Annotated in this window: 18 protein-coding genes and 1 pseudogene; 18 read left to right on the forward strand and 1 reads right to left on the reverse strand. The window is 50.4% G+C overall.

Going from position 1 to position 21,767, the window contains the following annotated elements; translation table 11 throughout:
- Nucleotides 1-15: 15 nt before the first annotated feature.
- Nucleotides 16-540 (reverse strand): thioredoxin family protein, encoded by a 525-nt coding sequence (locus tag AC3RCL_RS13000; protein ID WP_375120092.1) that lies wholly within the window; start codon nucleotides 538-540, stop codon nucleotides 16-18.
- Nucleotides 541-797: 257 nt separating this feature from the next.
- On the opposite strand from AC3RCL_RS13000, the gene pdxR reads away from it, so the two are divergent.
- From pdxR to AC3RCL_RS13090, 18 genes and pseudogenes are all read left to right on the forward strand, one after another.
- Nucleotides 798-2,222 (forward strand): MocR-like pyridoxine biosynthesis transcription factor PdxR, encoded by a 1,425-nt coding sequence (pdxR, locus tag AC3RCL_RS13005; RefSeq protein ID WP_492535627.1) that lies wholly within the window; start codon nucleotides 798-800, stop codon nucleotides 2,220-2,222.
- A 109-nt stretch (nucleotides 2,223-2,331) separates the two neighbouring features.
- A pseudogene (locus AC3RCL_RS13010) lies at nucleotides 2,332-3,206 on the forward strand (arylamine N-acetyltransferase family protein).
- Between the two features lie 174 nt (nucleotides 3,207-3,380).
- Entirely contained in the window at nucleotides 3,381-3,710 is a 330-nt protein-coding gene (gene csaA, locus AC3RCL_RS13015) for a chaperone CsaA (RefSeq protein ID WP_015735810.1), read from the forward strand.
- Between the two features lie 126 nt (nucleotides 3,711-3,836).
- The gene (locus AC3RCL_RS13020; protein WP_492535629.1) at nucleotides 3,837-5,210 is read left to right on the forward strand and encodes a hypothetical protein; all 1,374 of its coding nucleotides are present in this window, start codon (nucleotides 3,837-3,839) and stop codon (nucleotides 5,208-5,210) included.
- A gap of 112 nt (nucleotides 5,211-5,322) precedes the next feature.
- The gene (gene hprK / locus AC3RCL_RS13025; protein ID WP_251496644.1) at nucleotides 5,323-6,240 is read left to right on the forward strand and encodes an HPr(Ser) kinase/phosphatase; all 918 of its coding nucleotides are present in this window, start codon (nucleotides 5,323-5,325) and stop codon (nucleotides 6,238-6,240) included.
- Nucleotides 6,241-6,301: 61 nt separating this feature from the next.
- Complete coding sequence (locus tag AC3RCL_RS13030) at nucleotides 6,302-6,955, forward strand: M48 family metallopeptidase (RefSeq protein ID WP_492535631.1); 654 nt, start codon at nucleotides 6,302-6,304, stop codon at nucleotides 6,953-6,955.
- 271 nt (nucleotides 6,956-7,226) lie between these two features.
- Nucleotides 7,227-7,919 carry an aspartate/glutamate racemase family protein gene (locus AC3RCL_RS13035; RefSeq protein ID WP_492536339.1) on the forward strand — a complete coding sequence of 231 codons (693 nt, stop codon included), beginning with the start codon at nucleotides 7,227-7,229 and terminating at the stop codon, nucleotides 7,917-7,919.
- A 207-nt stretch (nucleotides 7,920-8,126) separates the two neighbouring features.
- Nucleotides 8,127-8,882, forward strand: coding sequence for a hypothetical protein (locus tag AC3RCL_RS13040; protein ID WP_492535633.1), 756 nt, complete (start codon nucleotides 8,127-8,129; stop codon nucleotides 8,880-8,882).
- Between the two features lie 136 nt (nucleotides 8,883-9,018).
- Nucleotides 9,019-10,509, forward strand: a complete 1,491-nt coding sequence (locus tag AC3RCL_RS13045; protein ID WP_492536341.1) for an arylsulfatase — start codon at nucleotides 9,019-9,021, stop codon at nucleotides 10,507-10,509.
- A 42-nt stretch (nucleotides 10,510-10,551) separates the two neighbouring features.
- Nucleotides 10,552-11,373: a GNAT family N-acetyltransferase gene (locus tag AC3RCL_RS13050; RefSeq protein WP_213578928.1), complete on the forward strand. Its 822-nt coding sequence runs from the start codon at nucleotides 10,552-10,554 to the stop codon at nucleotides 11,371-11,373.
- Nucleotides 11,374-11,524: 151 nt separating this feature from the next.
- Entirely contained in the window at nucleotides 11,525-12,466 is a 942-nt protein-coding gene (locus tag AC3RCL_RS13055; protein ID WP_096774109.1) for a copper amine oxidase N-terminal domain-containing protein, read from the forward strand.
- 219 nt (nucleotides 12,467-12,685) lie between these two features.
- On the forward strand, nucleotides 12,686-13,993 hold the full coding sequence (locus AC3RCL_RS13060) for an ABC transporter substrate-binding protein (RefSeq protein ID WP_492535635.1): 1,308 nt from the start codon (nucleotides 12,686-12,688) through the stop codon (nucleotides 13,991-13,993).
- A 33-nt stretch (nucleotides 13,994-14,026) separates the two neighbouring features.
- A complete protein-coding gene (locus tag AC3RCL_RS13065; RefSeq protein ID WP_492535637.1) occupies nucleotides 14,027-15,763 on the forward strand; it encodes a sensor histidine kinase in 1,737 nt (578 codons plus the stop codon).
- A complete protein-coding gene (locus AC3RCL_RS13070) occupies nucleotides 15,741-17,387 on the forward strand; it encodes a response regulator (RefSeq protein WP_277746132.1) in 1,647 nt (548 codons plus the stop codon). Before AC3RCL_RS13065 ends, AC3RCL_RS13070 begins: the two co-directional genes overlap by 23 nt.
- Before the next feature lie 201 nt (nucleotides 17,388-17,588).
- The gene (locus AC3RCL_RS13075; protein WP_096774105.1) at nucleotides 17,589-18,917 is read left to right on the forward strand and encodes an ABC transporter substrate-binding protein; all 1,329 of its coding nucleotides are present in this window, start codon (nucleotides 17,589-17,591) and stop codon (nucleotides 18,915-18,917) included.
- Nucleotides 18,918-19,023: 106 nt separating this feature from the next.
- Nucleotides 19,024-19,950 carry a carbohydrate ABC transporter permease gene (locus AC3RCL_RS13080; protein WP_213578922.1) on the forward strand — a complete coding sequence of 309 codons (927 nt, stop codon included), beginning with the start codon at nucleotides 19,024-19,026 and terminating at the stop codon, nucleotides 19,948-19,950.
- A gap of 12 nt (nucleotides 19,951-19,962) precedes the next feature.
- Entirely contained in the window at nucleotides 19,963-20,790 is an 828-nt protein-coding gene (locus AC3RCL_RS13085; protein ID WP_119847941.1) for a carbohydrate ABC transporter permease, read from the forward strand.
- On the forward strand, nucleotides 20,790-21,758 hold the full coding sequence (locus AC3RCL_RS13090) for a phosphoglycerate dehydrogenase (protein ID WP_452515464.1): 969 nt from the start codon (nucleotides 20,790-20,792) through the stop codon (nucleotides 21,756-21,758). Before AC3RCL_RS13085 ends, AC3RCL_RS13090 begins: the two co-directional genes overlap by 1 nt.
- The last annotated feature ends 9 nt before the right edge of the window (nucleotides 21,759-21,767 follow it).

The raw sequence follows: 21,767 nt of genomic DNA on the forward strand, positions 1-21,767 counted from the left end.
CAGTGCGATTCCATTTCATGCGAATGAAGTAAACCGCTCCTTTAGCTCCTGAAGCATGACCTTTCGGTAATCGTTCCCGTCATGGTAGAGTTCACCGATCCTTGTGTAGACCTGATCCAATTGTTCCTGATACGAATCGGCTTGTTTATCAGCGTGTTTTCTTTTGAACTCGTCCATGACGTTTTGGATGTATGCCGGTCGTGCGCCCCATTGTCCAAGAACCGCGCCGGTTGCCGCATTAAGGAAGAGGGCGATCGGTTGAGCGCGGCCACCGCCCGTAAGAAAGAGATCCATCGTTTCCAGATGCTCTTCCATGATGAGCACTTCGGTCGGTATGCGGCTGTATTCCATTACCCGGAACAAGACGGGAACATTCCAGATCACATCCGGACACCAATCCGTACAGAGGATAAGGCAGTGCAGTTGGCCATGCTCGTTACGTTCAGCGAAGAACCGTTGAACTTCTTGGTCGTCCCATTGAAAGCGGTCATAGACTTGCCTAAACTGTTCCTTGGTGTTGGGGATTCGGCTCAGTTTCATTTCCAGGCTCCTCATGCCCTCCATAAATTGACGGGGGGATATGCCTTGCCCTATTTTGTGCCGAAGATGGATAAGCGTTGTCATTGGCTCATTCGTCCTTTCGTACTGAACGGGTAGTTATAGTGTACATTCAGCCTATAGCTAGCTTAGAATATATTTGACCACATAGAAATGGTCACTTTGGAGCTGTTTATGCAAGTCAGATTGAATGGAATGTGGGTCGTGAATTTATATTTAAAAGCCTGAGGTGGTCCATTATGTTTGATATCCTTTTACCCGAGCAAAGCGAGTTTCCGTTATACCAGCAATTATACCTTCAACTTCGTGAGGGTATCCGAAACGGCGCCATTCCCGACGGACAACGATTGCCATCCGTGCGATCCCTCCAGCTTCAGCTTAATATAAGCAAGACGCCGATCGAGACGGCTTATCAGATGCTGACGGCAGAAGGGTATGTGATCAGCAAACCGAGGTCGGGGCTATACGTCATGAATCCCTACAAGGAATTCTCCTACTCCCAACAGCATCAACAGCCGCCCTCCATGACCACGATACCGGTTATTCGTTCCCATGCGCATACCAATCCCAATGTCATCGATTTCAACCCAACCCGATTAGATCAAGCTGCCTTCCCGGTACGAATTTGGAGTAAAATGCTCAAGGAAGCGCTGGACCACCATTTATGCGAGATCGGAGGGTATGGGGATCCACAAGGCGAATACGCCCTTCGGCGCGTGGTTTCCGAATTTTTGCGGAATTCCAGAGGGGTCAATTCGACGCCGGATCAAATAGTTATCGGTGCCGGAACGGCATATAGCATAGGTCTCCTCTCCAGGATGCTGAAAGGGATGAAGCATGTTGCCGTTGAGGAACCGGGTTACAGCCTGGTACGGGATCAATTTCAGCTGAATGGCTGCGAGATTCTTCCGATATCGCTTGGCGATAAGGGGATCTCGCTTGACCGATTGGAGCAAAGTCATGCAGAGCTCGTGTACGTAACGCCTTCTCACCAGTTCCCGACAGGAAGCATTATGCCGTATCCGGAGCGGGAACGATTGCTGGAGTGGGCGAATGCTAAACATGCATACATCATCGAGGATGATTACGACGGCGAGTTTCGCTATCAAGGCAAGCCGATTGCTTCGCTGCAAGGATTGGACGATAACGGACGGGTGATTTACGCCGGCACCTTCTCGAAAGTGCTCACCCCCGCACTGCGAATGAACTATCTGGTTCTTCCACAGGCACTGCAGCATCAGTTGACCCAAATGCAGCAGGAGGTGTTTTTTGCCCCATCGCGTGTGGAGCAGTGGGCCATGACCGCTTTTTTCGAACAGGGGCATTGGTTTCGCCATATTCGCAAAGTTCGTAACCTGTACAAGAAAAGACATCATCGGTTGATCGAGCTGATCGAGGCTCATCTTGGCAACTTTGTTGAAATTACGGGTCAGAATGCCGGACTTCACCTTCAACTGCTCGTCAAAAAAGAAGCTACCTCGGAGGAATTGATTCAGGAGGCTGCGAAAGCCGGCGTGAAAATATACGACTTGCGGAAGACGTGGATAAATCAGCGTCAAGACGCTGGACAGTACCCGAGGATATACTTGGGATTTGCCGGCTTGAATGCGTCCGAAATGGAAACGGGCATTCGGCTGCTGCAAAAAGCCTGGAACATGAACTAACCACTCGGGACCCCTCCTGTCTTTTATAACACCAACAAACTGACCATTCCATGCAGGTCAATTTGTTAGTTATGATAAGCTAAAAACAGGAGAAGGAGAGCAGGTATTTATGATCACGCATAGCGAGGTAAAGGCGTATTTGAACCGATTAGGAATATCCGAAATCAAGGCTCCGACAAAGGAATATTTATTCGAGCTGCATAAAGCGCACGTGGCAAGAATTCCTTGGCAGACCCTGGATATTTTTGCCCGGAAACCGACTCCCTTGGATATCCAAAATTCGGTGCAACTGCTGATCCATCAACGAAGCGGTTATTGTTTTCATTTGAATGGAGCTTTTACCGCTCTTCTTCGAGCCTTGGGGTATGCGGTTAGTTGGCATAAGGCCGGCGTACAGCCGTTAGGACAAGAGCCACGGATTAACGGCTTCCATCTTGGGTTAATGGTCAGCCTCATGAACGAAGAACTTGGGGAAGAAGAGTCTTGGCTTGTCGACGTCGGTCTCGGGGATATGCCATGGGAGCCGATTCCATTGAAATTCGGGAAATATGAACAGGGGCCGTTCACGTATGTGCTTGAGCCGTCCGGCATAACGGATCAGGGCTGGCGGTTGATTCATGATCCCCAATATTCCTATGTAGGGGTAGATTATGCGCCTGAGGTTGTAAACAGCTTGGAATTATTTAAAACAAATCATGAATTTTACAGCCGATCGCCGGAATCCCCATGGATGGATCTATTGGTTGTCAGGCAGCGGCACGATGTGGGCATGAACGAGCTTAAAGGCTGTATTTGGAGAAAATGGAACGGCAGCATGCTGGATACCGTAGAGGTCTCGTCGAAATCGGAGTGGTTCAGATCCTGGCGGACGTATTTTACGAGCCGCTCGTCAACTACTCCACTTTAGAACGGGATCAGATTTGGGCAAAGGTGTGCAAGCATCATCAGAATTGGCTGAGGCTTGTGGAAGATCAACGATCTTAGAGGGGCCAGTCAGGCATCTCGTGTGACTCCTAAGCTGATCTCCTTCGTCATAGAACGATCTAAACCAATCTGTCTCTTGAATGCCTGCAACCCCAGGTGGTAAGATGGTACTTAAATTTCATGTCGCGAAGCACATGAACATGTTCCATAACCTACCTGTAAGGAGTTAAATGCATGGCAACCATCGATGATTTTACCAAGCTGGATATTCGCGTCGGGACGGTCGTGGAAGCAGAGCCCTTCCCGGAAGCGCGCGTTCCCGCCATTAAAATGAAGATTGATTTCGGCCCGCTCGGGATCAAGCGTACAAGTGCACAGATTACGAAACGGTATGACGCGGATAGCGTTGTAGGAAACCAAGTCGTGGCCATCGTCAATTTCCCGCCTAGACGCATTGCCGGCTATCAATCTGAGGTGCTTGTGCTCGGCGGCGTACCGGAGCAAGGGGACGTGGTGCTTCTGAAGCCGGATTTCGATCTGCCGAATGGAACGCCCATCGCTTAAGCTTATTCCATTTACCGATCCAAGCGTCGGTATTATGGTGAAGCTCTGCTCATAAATGCGTTCCGGGACGGTCGCCTAACCGTCCTCCTTTGAATATATCTGAAGTATCAGATGATTCAAGAGAGGATGTTGGCCTTGCAAACTGTTTCTCATGGTATCGTTCAAGTGTGGATTGCCTACACATCGAACCGCGGCGGATCGTTCGACATATGGCTGTACCGCCCTCAGGACGGTTTTGATTTTCAACTTACTCAAGGGCTCGGCGCGGAATTTTCGGTTCCCTATTGGTCGCCCGACCGGAGGAGTATCGCATTCATCGGTATCGGCAATGTGGTCCATGTGCTGGATACCGTATCGTTCACTGTAGCCAGAATTGATCAAATCGAACCGTACACGCTGCTGGACTGGTCTCCCGATAGCCGGTCTTTGGCGTATGTCAAGAATGATCGGATCGTCATTTATGATACGGCCTCTCATCGAAGCTATTCCATCCCGGAGACCGGAGCAACGGACGCCCAATGGTTCCCTTCGGGCATGGAGCTTCTATTTGCGTCTCCTGATTCTGGCGGGGTTACGCAGCTCTACCGCATTCGGACCGATGGCACGGAACGGAGACAAATCACACATCTAACGGACGGTCCGCTCCACGACGTTCGGATTTCCCCGGATGGAACCTTCGCGCTGTATACATCCCCTGGAGCAAGCATCTCCATGATTTCGACGGTGGATTTGGCAAACGGCACCATCTATGCATTGGAAGGCGGCCCACTCGCGAAAAACTATTTTCCCGCGTGGTCTCCTGATTCTAAAAGCATCGCTTACAGCGCAACAGCCTACAGCGAGCCAAATTACTATTCGCTCATCCAGATTGACAGCCGTACCGGTCAGGATCAAAGGACGGTTGCAGTTTCCAACTGTTTCGCCACGCCCGTCGATTGGTCGCCGGACGGTGCCAAAATCGCCTATTTGTCCGGGTGCACTGATGAAGAATTCGCTAGTCAGCTTTGGATCGTCGATATCAGGGAACAGATGCCGATGCACGTCGTTAGCGGAGGCAGGATTACTGCCTTGCAGTGGTCCCCAGGTGGCAGGAAGGTTCCGAAAAGCATGTTCACAAGCCTTGTATACCGGGTGTCCTTCCCGTATCCCGCAAATTGGCGGCCGGTCAGTGAAGAGAGATACGAGGGCTTCGACGGTTTCTTCCAGGTATCCGCGATTTCGTCTGGCGACCGGATTGCCGATGTATGCAGCTCCGAAGCTTTTCATCCATTAATGCCTTACGGTTCTTCTCCAAGGATTGTCCCTGCTATGATACAAAATCAAGAAGCGTGCTTCATTTATCCGTCAGCTGACCAGCCAACGGAGATGAATAACCAAGCAGCCCTTATTGTGAGATATCCGAGCCCTGTCCAAATTGGGGATATGTTCTACGCTTATTTCATCTTGTGGGCAGACGTTAACCATATCGGTCAAATCGGCGCGAGGCTGTCGTTCATCTAGCGTTTGAGCAATGAGTTGCAGGAAAGTACCCCTCGGCCGTTGAATATATCCGAATGCTGCAATAATGATCAGGCCTTTTCAGGAACACTTATAGCCGCAGGAGGAGAACAACATGAAGTCGATCACCGTTCAAAGTCTTACGGAGTTATTTCATTTGGAAGTGCTTGCAGGCGCCAATCGCATGGATCGAATGATTACCCGTGCGCAGACGCACAGACCGGGTCTGGAGTTTGTCGGGTATTTCGATTTTTTTCCGATGGAGCGAGTGCAGGTGCTCGGCCGTAAGGAGATTAACTATTTATTGACGCTTAGCATAGAAGAACGCAAACTGCATATCGGAAATATCGTCAAATATCATCCGCCGTGCTTTATTGTCACCTCAGGACAGCAGGAGATCCCTTATCTGACTCTATTCTGCAATCAGGAAGGCATACCGTTGTTGCGTACAACTGAGACGACAACGGAGTTTATTGCCAAGTTGAACAGTTATTTGGTGAAGACGCTGGCTCCGGAGATGTCGATCCATGCGGTGTGCGTGAATGTATCCGGTATTGGAATCCTGCTCCGGGGCAAATCCGGTATTGGCAAAAGCGAAACGGCCCACACCCTTATCCGGCGGGGCCACCGGTTTGTGGCGGACGATATCGTGGTGCTCAAAAAGCTGGGCCCTTCGACTCTTCTCGGAACGCATAATGAGACAACCCGGGAGTTTCTCGCGCTGCGAAGCATCGGGTTGATTAATGTGGTGCGTCAATACGGGCGCACGGCTTTTCAGGATGAGACGCGAATCGTGCTCGACATTGAATTGGTGCCTTGGCGTGAAAATTCCCTAAACAACGAGCTGGAGGCCGTGCCTCAATTTACGGAATATCTAGGCATCCAAATTCCTCATATCGAGGTTCAGCTTCAGCCGGGGCGCGACGTAGCCAGTCTGATCGAGGCGGCGGCCAACAATTGGTATCTTAAACAACTCGGCTACAGTGCGGCCGAAGACTTTATGAAACGAATCGAAAACGAGATGCAATCGTGAGGTTTAAACGACTTTCCGCCATCTGACAATAAAAAACTTACGGAAACGATGTTGGTGATAGATGAAAATCCAAGTAGGAGAACTACAAATCGAATGTCATGTAGAATACGGTCCACGCAAAAAGCTTTCGATCCATGTCCACCCATCGGGTCTGATCACGGTGAAGGCACCGAATCGTACAAGCGATGAGACGGTGATCAACGCCGTAAGGCGGCATGGGAGCAAAATCGTGAAGCAATTGCAAGCGATCGAGGCAGCCCGAACGGCTCCGAAGGTCAAGGCATACGAGGATGAAGGCAAATTCCTTCATCTTGGGCAGTATTATTCGCTGCATGAGTTAATCGAAACGGACGGGCTAACGGAAGAGGAGCTTCAACGGGATCTGAAGAAATTTTACTTCGCAAGCTGCAAGAAGGTGATCGCGGAACGAATCCGAATTTATCAGAAGCAGCTCAAAGTCACGCCGAAATCCTTCATCATCGAGGAGTCCAAAACGAAATGGGGCAGCTGCAGCTCGGCGAAGCATCTCACTTTCAACTATCGCCTCGCGATGGCGCCCATCGAGGTCATTGATTATGTGGTCATTCATGAACTCTGTCATCTCTTGCATATGAATCATGACCGATCCTTCTGGCGATGCGTCGGCAGCGTGATGAAGGACTACATAGCTAAGGAAGCCTTCCTCGCGAAATATGGACATGCCATGACTTTGTAATGCATTGATTATGAGTCATAGAGAGAGTTAGGGCACTGCCTGATTTGGGCAGTGTCCTTTTTTTGAATGGATGCTGATCGGCTGATCTGATTCCATTTGCCACTGGCAGCGTTGGCGCCAGGGCTGCTGCTCATTATGATTAACGGATTCCTGGCATTTGGCACGACGGTCGTCTTGTCGACCGGTTACGAAGGCTGCTGCTTGCGTTGATCATAACATCTATTTACATTAGAGTAATGACACAGAAAAATTGATACTTACGGAGGCAATGATGAAAACAATTGGACTCATCGGAGGCATGAGCTGGGAGAGCACCGTGATGTACTATCAGATTATAAATGAGGTCGTAAAGGAACAACGGGGTGGGCTGCATTCCGCAAAAATTTTGCTATACAGCGTGGACTTCCAAGAAATTGAAGAATGCCAGGCCGTTGGGAATTGGAACAAGAGCGCAGAAATTTTAGGAGATGTTGCCGTAAACCTTGAAAGGGGTGGTGCGGATTTTATCGTAATCTGCACCAATACGATGCATAAGGTTGCTCCAATCATTCAGCAAAGAATCCGTATTCCCATTATTCATATTGCAGATGCCACTTCGAAGAAGCTCATGGAAAGCGGCATAAATCACGTAGCGTTGCTTGGAACCAAATACACGCTGACTGAGGATTTCTACAAGGAAAAACTGATTGCAGCCGGCATTCATGTGCTGATTCCTGATGAAGATGACATACAACTTATCAACCATATCATTTATGACGAATTGTGCTTGGGTATTATTTCTCAACGATCCAAGAACGAATATTTGCGTGTGATCAACCAATTACAGAAGCAAGGTGCCCAGGGAGTCATACTGGGCTGTACTGAGATTGGTCTTCTTATTAAACAGGAAGATACGAATATCCCTGTTTTTGATACGACTCAGATTCATGGAACAACAGCAGCCCTATTTGCACTTGAAAAATAATCATTGATGTTTATTGTCGTAGGAGTTGCTGTTCGTTTCGTTCGATGTATAATGTTCGTATGGGTTCATATAAATCCATTTGAGTTCATTATATGTCTTGAACAAGGAGAGAAGGATCATGCCAAGAATCAAAATTGAATTGCTGAATCGTGAACAGAACGTGAGGGTGGAAGGTGATCGTCATTCGCATCCTCCCATGACCGCGTGATGGAGCGGGAAGACGAGGATTTCACTTATCTGGCCTGTCAACAGCTGGAATACGCCGCCGGCGACAAATTTAGAATTACGACGGAGCACCCGAATCGGTATTTGGTGGTTCAGTTGGATGAGGCACTCTTTCCGTCCCTGGTATATGTCAAGGGAACCAGCTGGGAATACGAAATACCGTTGTCGTTCAAGCAAGCCTACCCAGAGAAGGCATTTACGGGGACAAAACATTATGTTTCGGTACGCTATGCGGCGGATAGCGAAATTACCCAATATCGGAATTTGGCATTGAATACCCATGACCAGAAGCATGATTCCAACGCTTACCCGCATGCTCACGCCAACGTGGAAACCCGAAATGATCCCACCTTCTTTGCGCGCAATGCGATCGACGGCATTTATGCCAACCACAATCACGGCTCCTATCCATATCAATCCTGGGGTATTAACCAGCAGTCGGATGCGGAGCTGACGCTGGATTTCGGGCGAACGGTTGAGCTTGACCGGATCGGTCTTGTTTTACGCGGCGATTTTCCTCATGACAGCTGGTGGAAGGAAGTCACGATTGCATTCTCCGATGGTTCAACGGAGCAGCTCTATCCCGTGAAAAGCCGGAGCATCCAATATTTTGAGATTCAACCCCGCAAAGTGGAATGGTTGGTGCTCAAACGATTGATCAAAGGCGATGAGGCGCTTTTTCCGGCATTAACGCAGCTTGAAGCCTATGGCAAAAACGTAGACGTAACAGAGAAGTAAAGCAGAGTAAGGATTGGTGGATTCATAACCATCGTAATCATCCTGGGCCATTACGGATAATCGCAGAGCAATTGACAACCCTCAGCAACAAGGTATGATCAAATAGATATCAGTATCATGCCGAGGAGGGAATATGATGAATTCGACTCAATGCCAGGGAAGGCCGAATGTGCTGCTCATTACGGTCGATCAGATGCGCTTTGATTGCCCTAGCATAGCAGGTCACCCTGTGGTGGAAACGCCCAATCTGGACGAGCTCGCAAGGAGCGGCGTAAGGTTTAGCCATGCGTATTCTGCCACACCCACCTGCGTACCTGCAAGAGCGGCGATCTTAACCGGCCAATCCCAGCGCGCTCACGGCCGCGTCGGCTATCAAGACTGCGTCCCGTGGAATTACAAGGAGACGCTGCCGGGGGAATTGGCTAAAGCCGGTTATCACACGCAGTGTATCGGTAAAATGCATGTTTACCCTGCACGCAATCTGCTGGGGTTCCACAACGTAATGCTTCACGATGGTTACCTGCATCACAACCGCAACAACCACGGCATTCCGATGCAGGAGCATTACGATCAAGTTGACGATTACTTGCAGTGGCTCCGCGAGAGGGTGCCGGGCGCCGACATGACCGATCTTGGTTTGGACTGCAATTCATCAACCGTCGCTCGTCCTTGGCATTTGGCGGAAATGCAGCATCCAACCAACTGGGTGGTAACGCAGTCGATTGACTTTTTGCGGCGACGGGACCCCGGGAAGCCGTTCTTCCTGTGGATGTCATTCGTCAGGCCGCATCCTCCGTTCGACCCTCCGCAGGCCTACTTGGATCTGTATGAGGATGCCGATATTCCGGAGCCGCCGGTTGGCGATTGGGCAGAGACGGAGGACCCGGATCTGGCCGGATACTCCCCTATAACGGGGCGGGGACTGGTCCCGAAACGCCGTCTGCGTAAAGCGATGGCTGCCTATTACGCCCTGATCACGCATATCGATCACCAAATCGGACGCTTTTTGCAATCATTGAACGAATATGGGGAGCTAGGCAACACGGTGATCCTGTTTACTTCCGATCATGGCGAGCTGCTGGGGGACCATCATTTATTCCGAAAGTCTCTTCCGTACGAAGGCAGCACCCGCGTGCCGTTTATCGTCAACGATCCCGGCAACCGTTTAGGCCTGAAGAGCGGCACGGTTTCAGATCATGTCGTGGAAATGCGGGACATCATGCCCTCGCTGCTGGAAGCGGCCGGCGTGCCTATACCGGAAACGGTTGAAGGCGAGAGCATCTGGAGACTAGCGTCAGCAGGAAGGGATGGAGGAAGCAAGCCGGATTGGCGTCCACATCTTCATGGAGAGCACGCTCAAGGGCTTCAGTCCAATCATTGGGTTACCGACGGAAAGGAGAAATACATCTGGTTCTCCCAAACAGGCAAGGAGCAGTTCTTCGATCTGGTTGAAGATCCCAATGAGCTGCACAACGCGATCGGGGATGAAGATCGGCAGGAACGAATCCGGTATTGGCGTTCGGTCCTCATCGGAGAGCTTGAAGGACGCGAAGAGGGTTATACGGATGGCCAACAGCTGATCACCGGCCGGAAGCCGGTAGCCGTATTATCCCATATTTTGAAATAGCACGAGACCGTAAATTACATTCAGAACCGATTAGGAGATAACATGCTAACGACACAACAGCTAAAAGACATTGAACGATTGCAAGCCGAGTGCGAACTTCATGACCATGTCCAATTAAAGCTGAATTGGGAAATGCTCAGAGAACGCAAAACGGAGAATCTGGATTTTTTTCATTATGAGGAAAAGGAACTTGTAGCGTTTCTTGGGCTATATCCGTTTGGCTCGACCGTCGAAGTATGCGGCATGGTAAAGCCTGCCGAACGACGAAAAGGGCATTTCCAGCAGTTGTTTCATCTCGGAATGGAACAGGTAAAACTCGCCGGATACAAGAAAATCTTGTTGAACGCGCCAGCGGGATCCGATGCGGCAAAGGCATTTTTGCACCAACTAGGTGCGGAGCATGCTTTCTCGGAGCATCAAATGACGTGGCAGGAAATGCCGCTTGAGGATTCGGACGGTATTCTGCTGAGGCAGGCAACATGGGAAGATTATGAAACAAGCGTGCGCTTATCCGTGGAAGCATTCGGATTGGACGAAGAAGATGCCAGGGCGATGGAGAGTCATCATTTTGCTGATAATACGGGTATGTTCATGATTGACGTAAACGAAGAAACGGTCGGGAAGCTGCGAGTCAGCCGCGAAGAGGGGCAGGCGTGGATTTATGGTTTCTCCATATTGCCGGAATATCAGGGCCGAGGAATAGGCAGAAAAGCGTTGCGGCGAATCGTGAAGGAACAGAGCTCAGCCGGATACTCGGTGCACTTGGAAGTCGAAACGAAAAACGACCATGCGCTGAGGTTATACGAGTCGGTTGGATTTCAAGCCGTGCATGCACAAGACTATTATCAATATGAATGCAGATGATAACAAAATAGATGTGCAAGAAAAGTCGCCCTCATGGCGGCTTTTTGATTTTCACCGCATTATTCAAATCTTTACCATGATCTATTGAAGTCTATTTTTTCTGCCGATAAAGAATGGAGCATGCATATCTGATCATTCAGGAGGAATCATCATGAAAAAAACAGTCATCCTGCTAACCAGCGCGGCCCTGATGTTTGCGACCGCCGCAGGCACGATCTCAGCCAAACCAAGCAACACGCCCCCCGGCAAGACAAGTAACGCGGCATCGCCAAAGGGACCAAAAGAAAAAGAAACTCGTAATGACAAGCAGCAAACCGAGGAAGTCGATTCCTCTGATAAGTCCAGCAAAGAAGAGGACCAGGTTCAGGAATCCACAACGCCGGAAACAGAGAAAGCAAACGACCCTTCCACCGATAAAGTCGATTCCAAGAACAAAGGACACAAAGGATACAAAGGTTTGCTAAATGCCATTCAAAACGTTGAGGATAAACCGGCAGGCGCCGTTCTAGCCAATATTTTGCTTACCGAATATGCGGCAGAGTTAACGGACGAGCAACAAAAACAACTTGAGGCCATTATTGAAAAGGACAAGGCGTTAGAAGCGGCAGCGGACATGCTTGAAACAAACGGCAGCGTGACTGAAGCCGTGTATTTGCAAGAAGAAGCCATCAAAGCCAATTTTAAAAACCTGGATCTTTACAAAACCATGGGAAAGCTCAATAAAAAGGCAGGTAAAAAGAATGGAGTTAAGCTGTATGTGAACGGCGAAGCTTCGGACACTGAACCGTTTGTCAAAAAAGGCAATACATATGTTCCTTTTCGCGCCATAGCCGAGGCTTTGGAGGCTGAGGTTATATGGAATCCTGAAAAGCGTTCCATCACCGTCTCGAAGGACGGAGTGAGCATCCAACTCCTGGTTGGCAGTAAAACAGCGTCCGTCAATGGCAAGAAAATTTCGCTGGATGCCCCAGCTACCGTTACCAAGGGCAATACGTATGTGCCCGTACGATTTATAAGCGAGGCATTGAATGCAACCGTCAAGTGGGAAGCGGAAAGTCAGACCGTCGTTGTCTATGAAGAGAAAGCAGAATAGGTGAATTTCTAAGCCGCTAATCGGAACGAGATCAGCGGCTTTTTTCTATTAATAAAGTCTTTGATAAAGAGGGCCATTTCGTCTGTCGTAATGCCGAATGAGAATTAGGTCCATGCATGAAAGGCTAAATTTGTATACCATATGTTAAATTTTTTCAGTGTCTTCTCCATTGTAAACGCTTTAATATCGATTTATGACCGACTGACAGGAGGGGAAGTTATGAAGTTTGCAGGACGTTTCTGCATGGTGTTATGGATTGTCGTCATCATGGTGTCGGCGACCGGATGCATGGCGGGGAGGAACGGGGCCGACAGCAGTATGTCTCACCAACCGGAACGCCCGTTTGACAATGTGCGGATTACCGCATATATGGCTAAAAATCCGGTTGCGGACATCCTTCGCGCCCATCTTCCCGAATTTGAGAAGCAGACGGGTATCAAGGTGGATTTTCAAGCGTTGACCAATGAGCAGCTCAGCCAAAAGATGTTCGTACAGATGACGGTAGGTAGCGAAAGTCCCGATGTGTTCATGATCCGGCCGCTGGAAGAGCTAATTCTGTATGAGAACAACGGCTGGTTAACGCCCTTGGAATCGTATGCCGTATCGGACCCGCGTTACGACTTCGCCGATTTCTCTTCAACGGCGCTGGAATCGGTAACGGTGAACGGGAAGCTGCTTGCCGTCCCGCTATCGACGGAGCAGCAGATACTATACTATCGCAAGGACCTGCTAGAGAAAAAAGGGATCGAAGTCCCGCAGACCTTAGAAGAGCTGGAAGCGGCGGTTAAACAGGTGCATGATCCCGAGCATGGCATGTACGGATTTGTCGCTAGAGGGCAGCGAAGCGCTCTCGTAACCCAGCTATCGTCATTCGTTTACTCCGAGGGCGGGAATTTTCTAAGCGCAGATAAAGCGGCATTGAACACAAAGGAAACGCTCAAGGGGATTCAGCGATATGTAAGGCTGCTCGGAAACTATGGACCGCCCGATGCGCTTAGTTACAGCTGGCCGCAATCCGCAGATCTCTTTGCGCAAGGAAAAGCGGTATTTTTCACCGATGCCAGCGCGATCTACTCCCTGCTAGCGCAATCGGGATTAGCCAAGGAGAAGATCGGGTATGCGCTCTTTCCGGCAGGTGATGCCGGTCGCAAGCCGTATAGCACCACTGCATGGGCCATTGGCATCAATGCGAATTCTGCCCGCAAGGATGCTGCCTGGGCATTCATCGAGTGGGCTTCGGGCAGGGACATGGTGCTGCAAGCCCAGAAGATCGGTAATCCGGGAGCGCGGAGCTCGCTGTGGCATGACAAGGAAGGAATCTCCGGCTTTCCGGATGAGCTGATTCCGGTGATCAATGAATCCATTCCGATCGGAATGAGCTACGACCGTCCAAAAGTCATTCACGTGAAGGAAGCACGGGACATTATCGGCGGTATCGTGGTGAAAGGAATTATCGGCGAAGATGTCGGAATTGCTGCGGAGTCGGCAAACGTTCAATTGCAAGAACTGATCGACAGCGAGAAGTAGAGCGAATCGCTCTGACACGGGGGTATGTTTTTGATGAAGCGGTTAAGAACAAGTACGTTTGCCAAGCTTACAACATTGCTGGCGGTCCTGGTTATTCCGATTATTTTGCTGTATGCCTACTCCCATCAGGTCAGCATTAACGTCGTCCGTTCGGCTGTGGAGGAGGGCCAGCGGAACCGACTGACGTTTTTCATGAGTCAGATGGACACCATGATCGACCAGCTAACGAAATATTCGGTGATCGCGAGCAATGATGACGGGATTAAGAGTTATCTGGCGGAGCGCTCAGGCAGCACTCCCATGGAACGAATCGACAGCCAGCAGCGGATCACGGATATGTTGAACATGCAGATTGCAACTAGCAGCTGGGACAGCCAAATCTTAATGTACCTGACGCCGTATCGTGAATTGCTGACAACCGACTTGTCGGCAAGGTATGATGCCGAATACTTGGCTCATGCCCATAAGCAGAACTGGACTTATCAACGGGATTCGCGAGGACAAGCTTTTTTTAGCTGGATGAGAACGTCCGCTTCTTCGCAGGATCTGATCGTGGAGGTCCGTTTCACCGACCAGAATCTGGTCAATATGCTGAATCGGTTGAAACAGGACGGGGACAGCGAGCCATTCCTGTATGCACCTGACGGAACCGTTATTGCCAACAGCACATCGGTCGAAGAAACGATACGAATGGCCGCCGGCACCCTGAACGAATTGCGACTCGGGGAAGAGGGCAGCCGAATCGTGCAATCGGGGCAAGGCAAATATGTAATGAATTACGTCTTGTCCAGCAGTTTGGGCTGGTATCTGGTGGATTTCGTCCGGCTGGACAGCGTATATTCCCCGATCACCTTAAGCAGCGCCCTCTTTTATATTTCCGTATCGCTCCTGCTTGTTCTCGTTTTACTGCTGACCTTGTTGTTGTACCGCAATGTCCAGCGTCCGATTTCCCGCCTGCTTCATGCGGTGAGAAGGATCAGGGACGGTCAATACATGACGCGCCTGAAGGATGTGCCGAAGAACGAGTTCATGTATCTGTTTCACTCCTTCAACAACATGGCAGAGCAAATCGAGGAGCTCATCGAACGGGTATACAAAGAGTCTTTGCGATCCAAGGAAGCCACGCTTAAGCAGCTCCAATCGCAAATTAACCCTCACTTCCTGTATAACTGCCTGTTCTACATCAAAAACATGGCCAATCTTGGCGATAAGGAAGCTGTCGTGGCCATGGCCCTGAACTTGGGGGAGTATTACCGGTACACGACGCGACTGGAAAAACCGACCGCGCCCCTTGAAGAGGAAGTGAAGCTGGTTGACAATTATTTAACGATTCAGATGCTGCGGCTTCAGCGACTAACCTTCGAGATCGAGGTTCCTGACAGCATGATGCAGCTCGAGATTCCGCGTCTTCTGCTTCAGCCTATCGTGGAAAATGCCGTCATCCATGGTGTTGAGGATCAGTTGGATTTCGCGATGATTCATATTTCCGGTGAAATCGAAGGGAGTCGATGCAGGATCAGAATTGACAACAACGGCCAGGGCATGGACGTTGGCATCATCGACAAGCTGAAGCGACAGATCGAAGAGCCTTTGAACGAAAGCGGAGGATTCGGTCTATGGAACATTCATCAGAGACTGGTCACCCGGTACGGCAAACATGCGGGCCTGGCCTTTTCAGAATCGCCGTCAGGAGGACTTCGCGTGGAAATATGCTGGGAAATACCGAGTAGGGAAGGGAGGGATAACGTTGTATACATTGCTGATCGTTGATGATGAAGCAAGCGTGGTGGAGGGGCTTGCGCATACGATACCTTGGCAGAAAATCGGGATCGATGAGGTGCACAAGGCATACTCTGCTTTCGAAGCGCTGGAAATACTGCAGACGCAGCCGGTCGACATCATGATTTCCGACATCACGATGCCACGGATGAACGGCCTCGAGCTTGTCGAGATCACGAAATCAAAATGGAAGCATATCAAAACGATCCTGCTGTCCGGGTATGCCGATTTTGCTTACGCGAAGGAAGCCATTACGCTTGGCACTTATGAGTACCTGCTAAAACCCGTCAGCGACGAAGTCGTTCTTGAAAAAGTAGGCGGAGCTGTGGAATCGCTGCGGCAGGAGCGTGAGTCCAGCGAAACCTATAATCGCGCGGTTCAGGCTTTTCGGGTTAATCTGCCACATATTCGAGGCGAATTCCTGAATCAGCTGCTTCAAGGCATGAAATCACCAAAGAACGTTTGGGCCGAAAAACTGGAGCTGCTTGAAATGAAATCCGCCAACGGAAACCAAGCGGCTCTGATGCTTGTACGCATGGAGGACCGTCTGACGGAAATGAGCCCTTATGACTCCTCCATCATGGAGTACGCGATCGGTAACATGGCGGACGAGATCTTCGGAGAACGGTTTCGATTGTGGCGATGCAGGGACATACATGGATATCTCGTCTTTTTTGTTTTTGAAAGCGATGATTCGGCGGCTAGGATGCACCCTCATGAGCATACAGAGGAGAATGAGCTCAAGCATTTCGCTGCACAGCTGCAGATGAATGTCAGCCGTTACCTGAAAGGAACAATCTCCGTCCTGATCGGAAAGCGAGGTTCCTTCCCGGAAGATGTCCGAAAGCTGTATCAAGACAGTCTTTTCGCTTTGCGCCGCCATATCGGCAGCCACAGTGATATGTTCGTTTACGCAGAAGATGAGGAGGAGCTGCATCCGGTCCGTTCCTTGCAAAAGTGTTATGAGCCTCCGCTGCTCCCTCATCTGCTGGAATCCGGCAGTTGGAAGCAAATCCAAGAGAAACTTGAGCAGATCCTGAAGGAATTGTCGCTCGCGCACAGCCAATCTCAAGAGCATGTAACCGAAGCCTTTTTCTTTATATATTCCTCGCTAAGCGCATATGCGCACAAGAACGGACGCAGTCTGGCCGATATCGTCGGAGCGTCCCTTGCGGATGTAACGGGACTCTCGCAATGCACGACTGCGGCCACGCTCGGCAAATGGGTGGGCCAAGTTCTGCCTCTACTGGAGTCAAGCGCCGAACAGGCAACGCGCAGCGACCGGAGCGCTGCCGTGTCCCGGATGAAACGGTTCATACGGGATCATCTGTCTCAGGATATTTCCCTGCAAGCCATCGCGGACCATATGTATATGCATCCGGTTCACGTGTCCCGCCTCTTTAAAATGGAGACCGGATTCAACGTTAGTGATTATGTGCTCCGGTTGAAAATGGAGCAAGCGGCCGAGCTGCTGGCCGACCACTCCTTGAAAAACTTCGAAATTGCCCTGAAGCTGGGATACCACAACCCGAATTATTTTATTCGGGTGTTCAAAAAGTATTATTCCGTGACGCCGCAAGAATACCGAAACAGTTTGGAAACCGGAATGCCGTAATAAAGCCTATAATACCGTCCGTTTTCAGCCATGCATTTGGGCTGGAAGCGGGCTTTTTTTGTCTAATTCGGCCGCTGCTTTCGATTGCGGCATCATGTTAAGTAAGGAGAGCGGATGTTAAGCCTATATCATTTAACCCAGTTTATGAAGCCCTTACAATGAATGGTGTAAGGACATTCCACTATATGCTGAGGGGTGAACATGATGAAGATGAAGAAAAACTCCATACGATGGGTAACGGCAGCTTTAGTCATGATATTGATGGCAGGATGCAGCGTAGGGGGAACGGGAGGCAGCGGATCAGGGAGTGAGGAGCCGGGCAAGGAAACCCTGACATTCTGGATGAAGAAGCAGATGTTCGAAGAGCAAAACCAGATGATCCAAGAGAGGGCAAAACAGTTCGGGGAAGAGCATGATGTGAATGTCAACGTGGAGTTTATCGCTTACGAGGACTTTTATCCGAAATGGTCGGCAGCCATCGAATCGGGTACTACGCCGGACGTCTCCTTCTTTGGCTACCAGGAAGTCGGACAGTTCTATGCCAAGGACGTTCTTGAGGAGGTTACCGACGTTGTGGGCAGCGTGGAGAACGTAAACGGGGAAATACAGGACAGCCTGAAAACCTCCGTGACGTTCGAGGACAAGTTATACGGAGTGCCGTTCTGGACCGAGTCCACGGCTTTATACTATCGCAAGGACATGCTTCAGGCAGCCGGTTACAGCGAGCCGCCTGGAACCTGGGAGGAATTCCGCGAAATGGCGAAGGCACTCACGGATTCTTCCAAAGGGATATACGGCGCTGGACTCGGGTACGGGAAAGGCAATTCGGATGCCGAATGGCTGACCCGGGCGATCATCTGGTCCTACGGAGGTTCCCTCGATACCGAGGACGGCAAGAATGTAGCGGTGAATACGCCCGAAACTCTTCAGGCGGTTCAGTTGATCAGGGACATTTTCATCGAAGATAAGGTAACGCCTCCGAGCTCCATCGGATGGGATGACAGCGGCAACAACAAATCGTATTTAAGCGGCCAGTCGGCCATGATCTTCAACGTCGGCAGCTTGGCTGCGACGATCAAGAACGATAATCCCGAATTGTACGAGAATACGGGGATCGCCATGCTGCCCGCAGGACCGAAGGGAGCGGTAGTGCCTGGCATTAGCAACAATCTAGGCATATTCAAGGCATCTGCGAACAAGGAGCTTGCCAAATCCTTCATCGAATATATGACGGACAAAGCGTGGTACGGCCAGTGGGTGCAGAATGGAGCTCCATTGACCGGTCCGATTTACACGGACCTGGCAAACGAATCCGTATGGCAGGAGGAGAAGAACAAAGGATTCGTCGACTCCATCGCACATTTCGCTTTCCTTGGATACCCTGCGGAGTATAGCCCGAAGGCTGGAGAGATTTATAACCTTCGATATGTCAACGACGTTTTCCAAAAGATGCTTCTGGATTCCGGCTTCACGGCTCAACAAGCAGTGGACGAATTACAGAGCAAGATCGAGGCGGTATACGCGAAGTAGGGTTATGACTTAACCGCGCATCAGGCTCCGCAGTCCGATTACAAGGCATCGATGCAAGGTCCGTGGCTGCGGATGAGCCTGAGGCGTCAGAAAGAAGGTGCTCTCAATGAAAAGCTTGGAAGTCCAAACAACGCCGGGGAAAACCCGGGCGCCTAGGCGGGAACGAAGTGATACAAGCAGCAGGCTGGCTTATCTTCTCATGAGTCCGGTGCTAATCTATTTGCTGGCTGTCATGGCGCTCCCTTTTTGCTGGGCGGTCTATCTTAGCTTGACGAATAAAGTGGTCGGCGTTCCCGAAACGTACATCGGCCTGCGCAACTATACGGAGCTATTTACCGATTCCGTGTTTTGGAAGGCGGTATGGAATACGGTTGTCTTTACGATGGTGGCCGTCATTTTGAAAGCGGTCTTCGGGATGATTATGGCGCTCGTGCTTAACGAGAATATCGTTGCTCGAAACTTTTTCAGGGTGATGCTGTTTCTTCCGTGGACCATCCCCACGATCGTCTCCGTATTTACCTGGCAGTGGATTTACTCCGACGTCGGCGGCGTGCTGAATGCCATGCTCCTCAAAACAGGGCTCATCGACAGTCCCGTCGGCTGGTTGGCCACACCGGACCTGGCCATGTTCTCGGTCATTCTCGTCAACGTGTGGCGGGGCATTCCGTTCATGGGCATTGCCATATTGGCCGGACTGCAGACGGTGTCCAAAGAGATGTATGAAGCCGCTATGCTGGATGGAGCGGGAGCGATCAAGCGCTTTTTCTACATGACGCTCCCCTCGGTAAAAGAAGTGACCATACTGTCTTCCGTCATCACCACCATCTGGACGCTGAACGACTTCGAGATTATCTGGCTGCTGACACGCGGCGGTCCAGACAATGGCACGCAGGTGTTATCCACGCTTAGCTATACCGTCGGCTTTCTGAACATGAGTCTCGGCAAAGCAATTGCGATTTCCCTCATTACGCTGCCGCCGCTGATCATGCTGATCAATTATGTGACCAAGCGTTCGCTGGCGTCCGACAAGTAAGGAGTGATCTTAATGAAGAATTCGCTCGGCAAGCAAGTTACGGTATACTCGACGCTCGCGCTGCTGCTAATATTCGCGCTCTTCCCTTTATATTGGATGGTGATTACCTCCTTCAAATCCAACGGGGAGATCTATTCCATGACGCCTACGTTTTGGCCGAAGGAATTTCTCGGAACCGCCTACGATAAGCTGATCAACGAAAAGGGCTTTATGACGAATATCAAAAACAGCTTGTTCGTCTCGTTGATCGTATCCTTGTTCTCGATCACGGTCAGCATGTTGGCTGCATATGCGATCTCCAAGCTCAGGTTTCGAGGAAGAAGCTTCATCTCCAAAAGCATTCTGTATGCGTACCTGATGCCGAGAGCCGTTCTGTTTATCCCGCTGTACATGCTGGTGACGGCCATCGGCATCAACAATTCCATTTACGGTCTCATGCTGATTTATCCGACGATCACGATTCCGTATGCTACGTGGATGCTCATTTCCTATTTTAGATCCATCCCGGACGAGATCGAGGAAGCGGCCATGATCGATGGATGTTCGCGAATCCGTACGATGACCAAGATCATTTTTCCGTTATCGGCTCCGGGCATTGCGGCTACCTTCATTTTTTCGTTCACGTTATGCTGGAGCGAATATCTGTATGCATTGGTTGTTGTCACAAAAGGCGCTGACAAGACGATCACGCTGGGATTGTCGGATATGATCGTCGGCGACGTCTTCGCATGGGGACCCCTGATGGGTGGCTCCATTATTGCATCGATTCCGGTCATCGTGATGTATCTGTTTACATCAAAATATATGGTAAGCGGAATGACGGTAGGAGGAGTTAAATAATGAAGGCGAAAAAAGTGTTAGTAACGGCTACGAATTACTCCAAACTGTGCGCGGATGCGAAGCGGCTGCTCGAAAGCCATGGATGCGAGATCATCGAGAATCGTTTCGGACGTCCGCTGACGTTCGAGGAACTGAAGGAAGTGGTGGGATCGGTCGACGGCGTCATTGCCGGCGTGGATACTTGGAATGAGGCGGTATTCAAGCTTGCGCCGCAGCTTCAAGGCATCGCCCGTTTCGGCGTTGGCGTGGACAATATCGATTTGGAGGCTGCAAGAAAGTATGGGATACAAGTAACCAATGTACCACGAGGCAATGCCAACGCGGTGGCCGAGCTGGCGATCGGATTGATGATCTCGGTCCGTCGTCACATTCCCGAGCTGGATCGATCGACGAAGAACGGCGGCTGGGAACGTTTTGTCGGCTCTGAGCTTGCTGGAGGAACGATCGGCCTTTTAGGTTTCGGGAATATCGCACAGCTCACCGCGAAGAAGTTGAAGGGCTTTGATGTCGAGATTATCGCTTATGATAAATATCCAGATACAGCTAAAGCGTCGGAATACGGCGTTACAATGACAACTTTCGAGCATGTGCTGGCGCATAGCGATATCGTCAGCATGCATTTACCCAGCGTGAAAGAGACGCACCATATTATGAATGACAAGGCTTTTGCCAGGATGAAACCATCCGCCATTTTCATCAACACCGCGAGAGGAGCCGTCGTGGATGAACAGGCGCTTTCCCGGGCGCTGTCGTCTGGAGTCATCGCCGGGGCGGCCATCGATGTCTACGAGTCAGAGCCCATAACCCCCGGCCATCCGATTCTGCAAATCGGGAACCTGATAACGACGCCGCACACCGCAGCCGAGACTTTCGAGACCTATACGCGGGTCAGCATGATTACCGCTCAGGCATTGCTGGATATATTCGAAGGAAGGGAACCGCAAAATATACTGACTGCAAAAGAATAAAGCACAACC

The sequence above is a fragment of the Paenibacillus sp. MT86 genome (assembly GCF_058792535.1).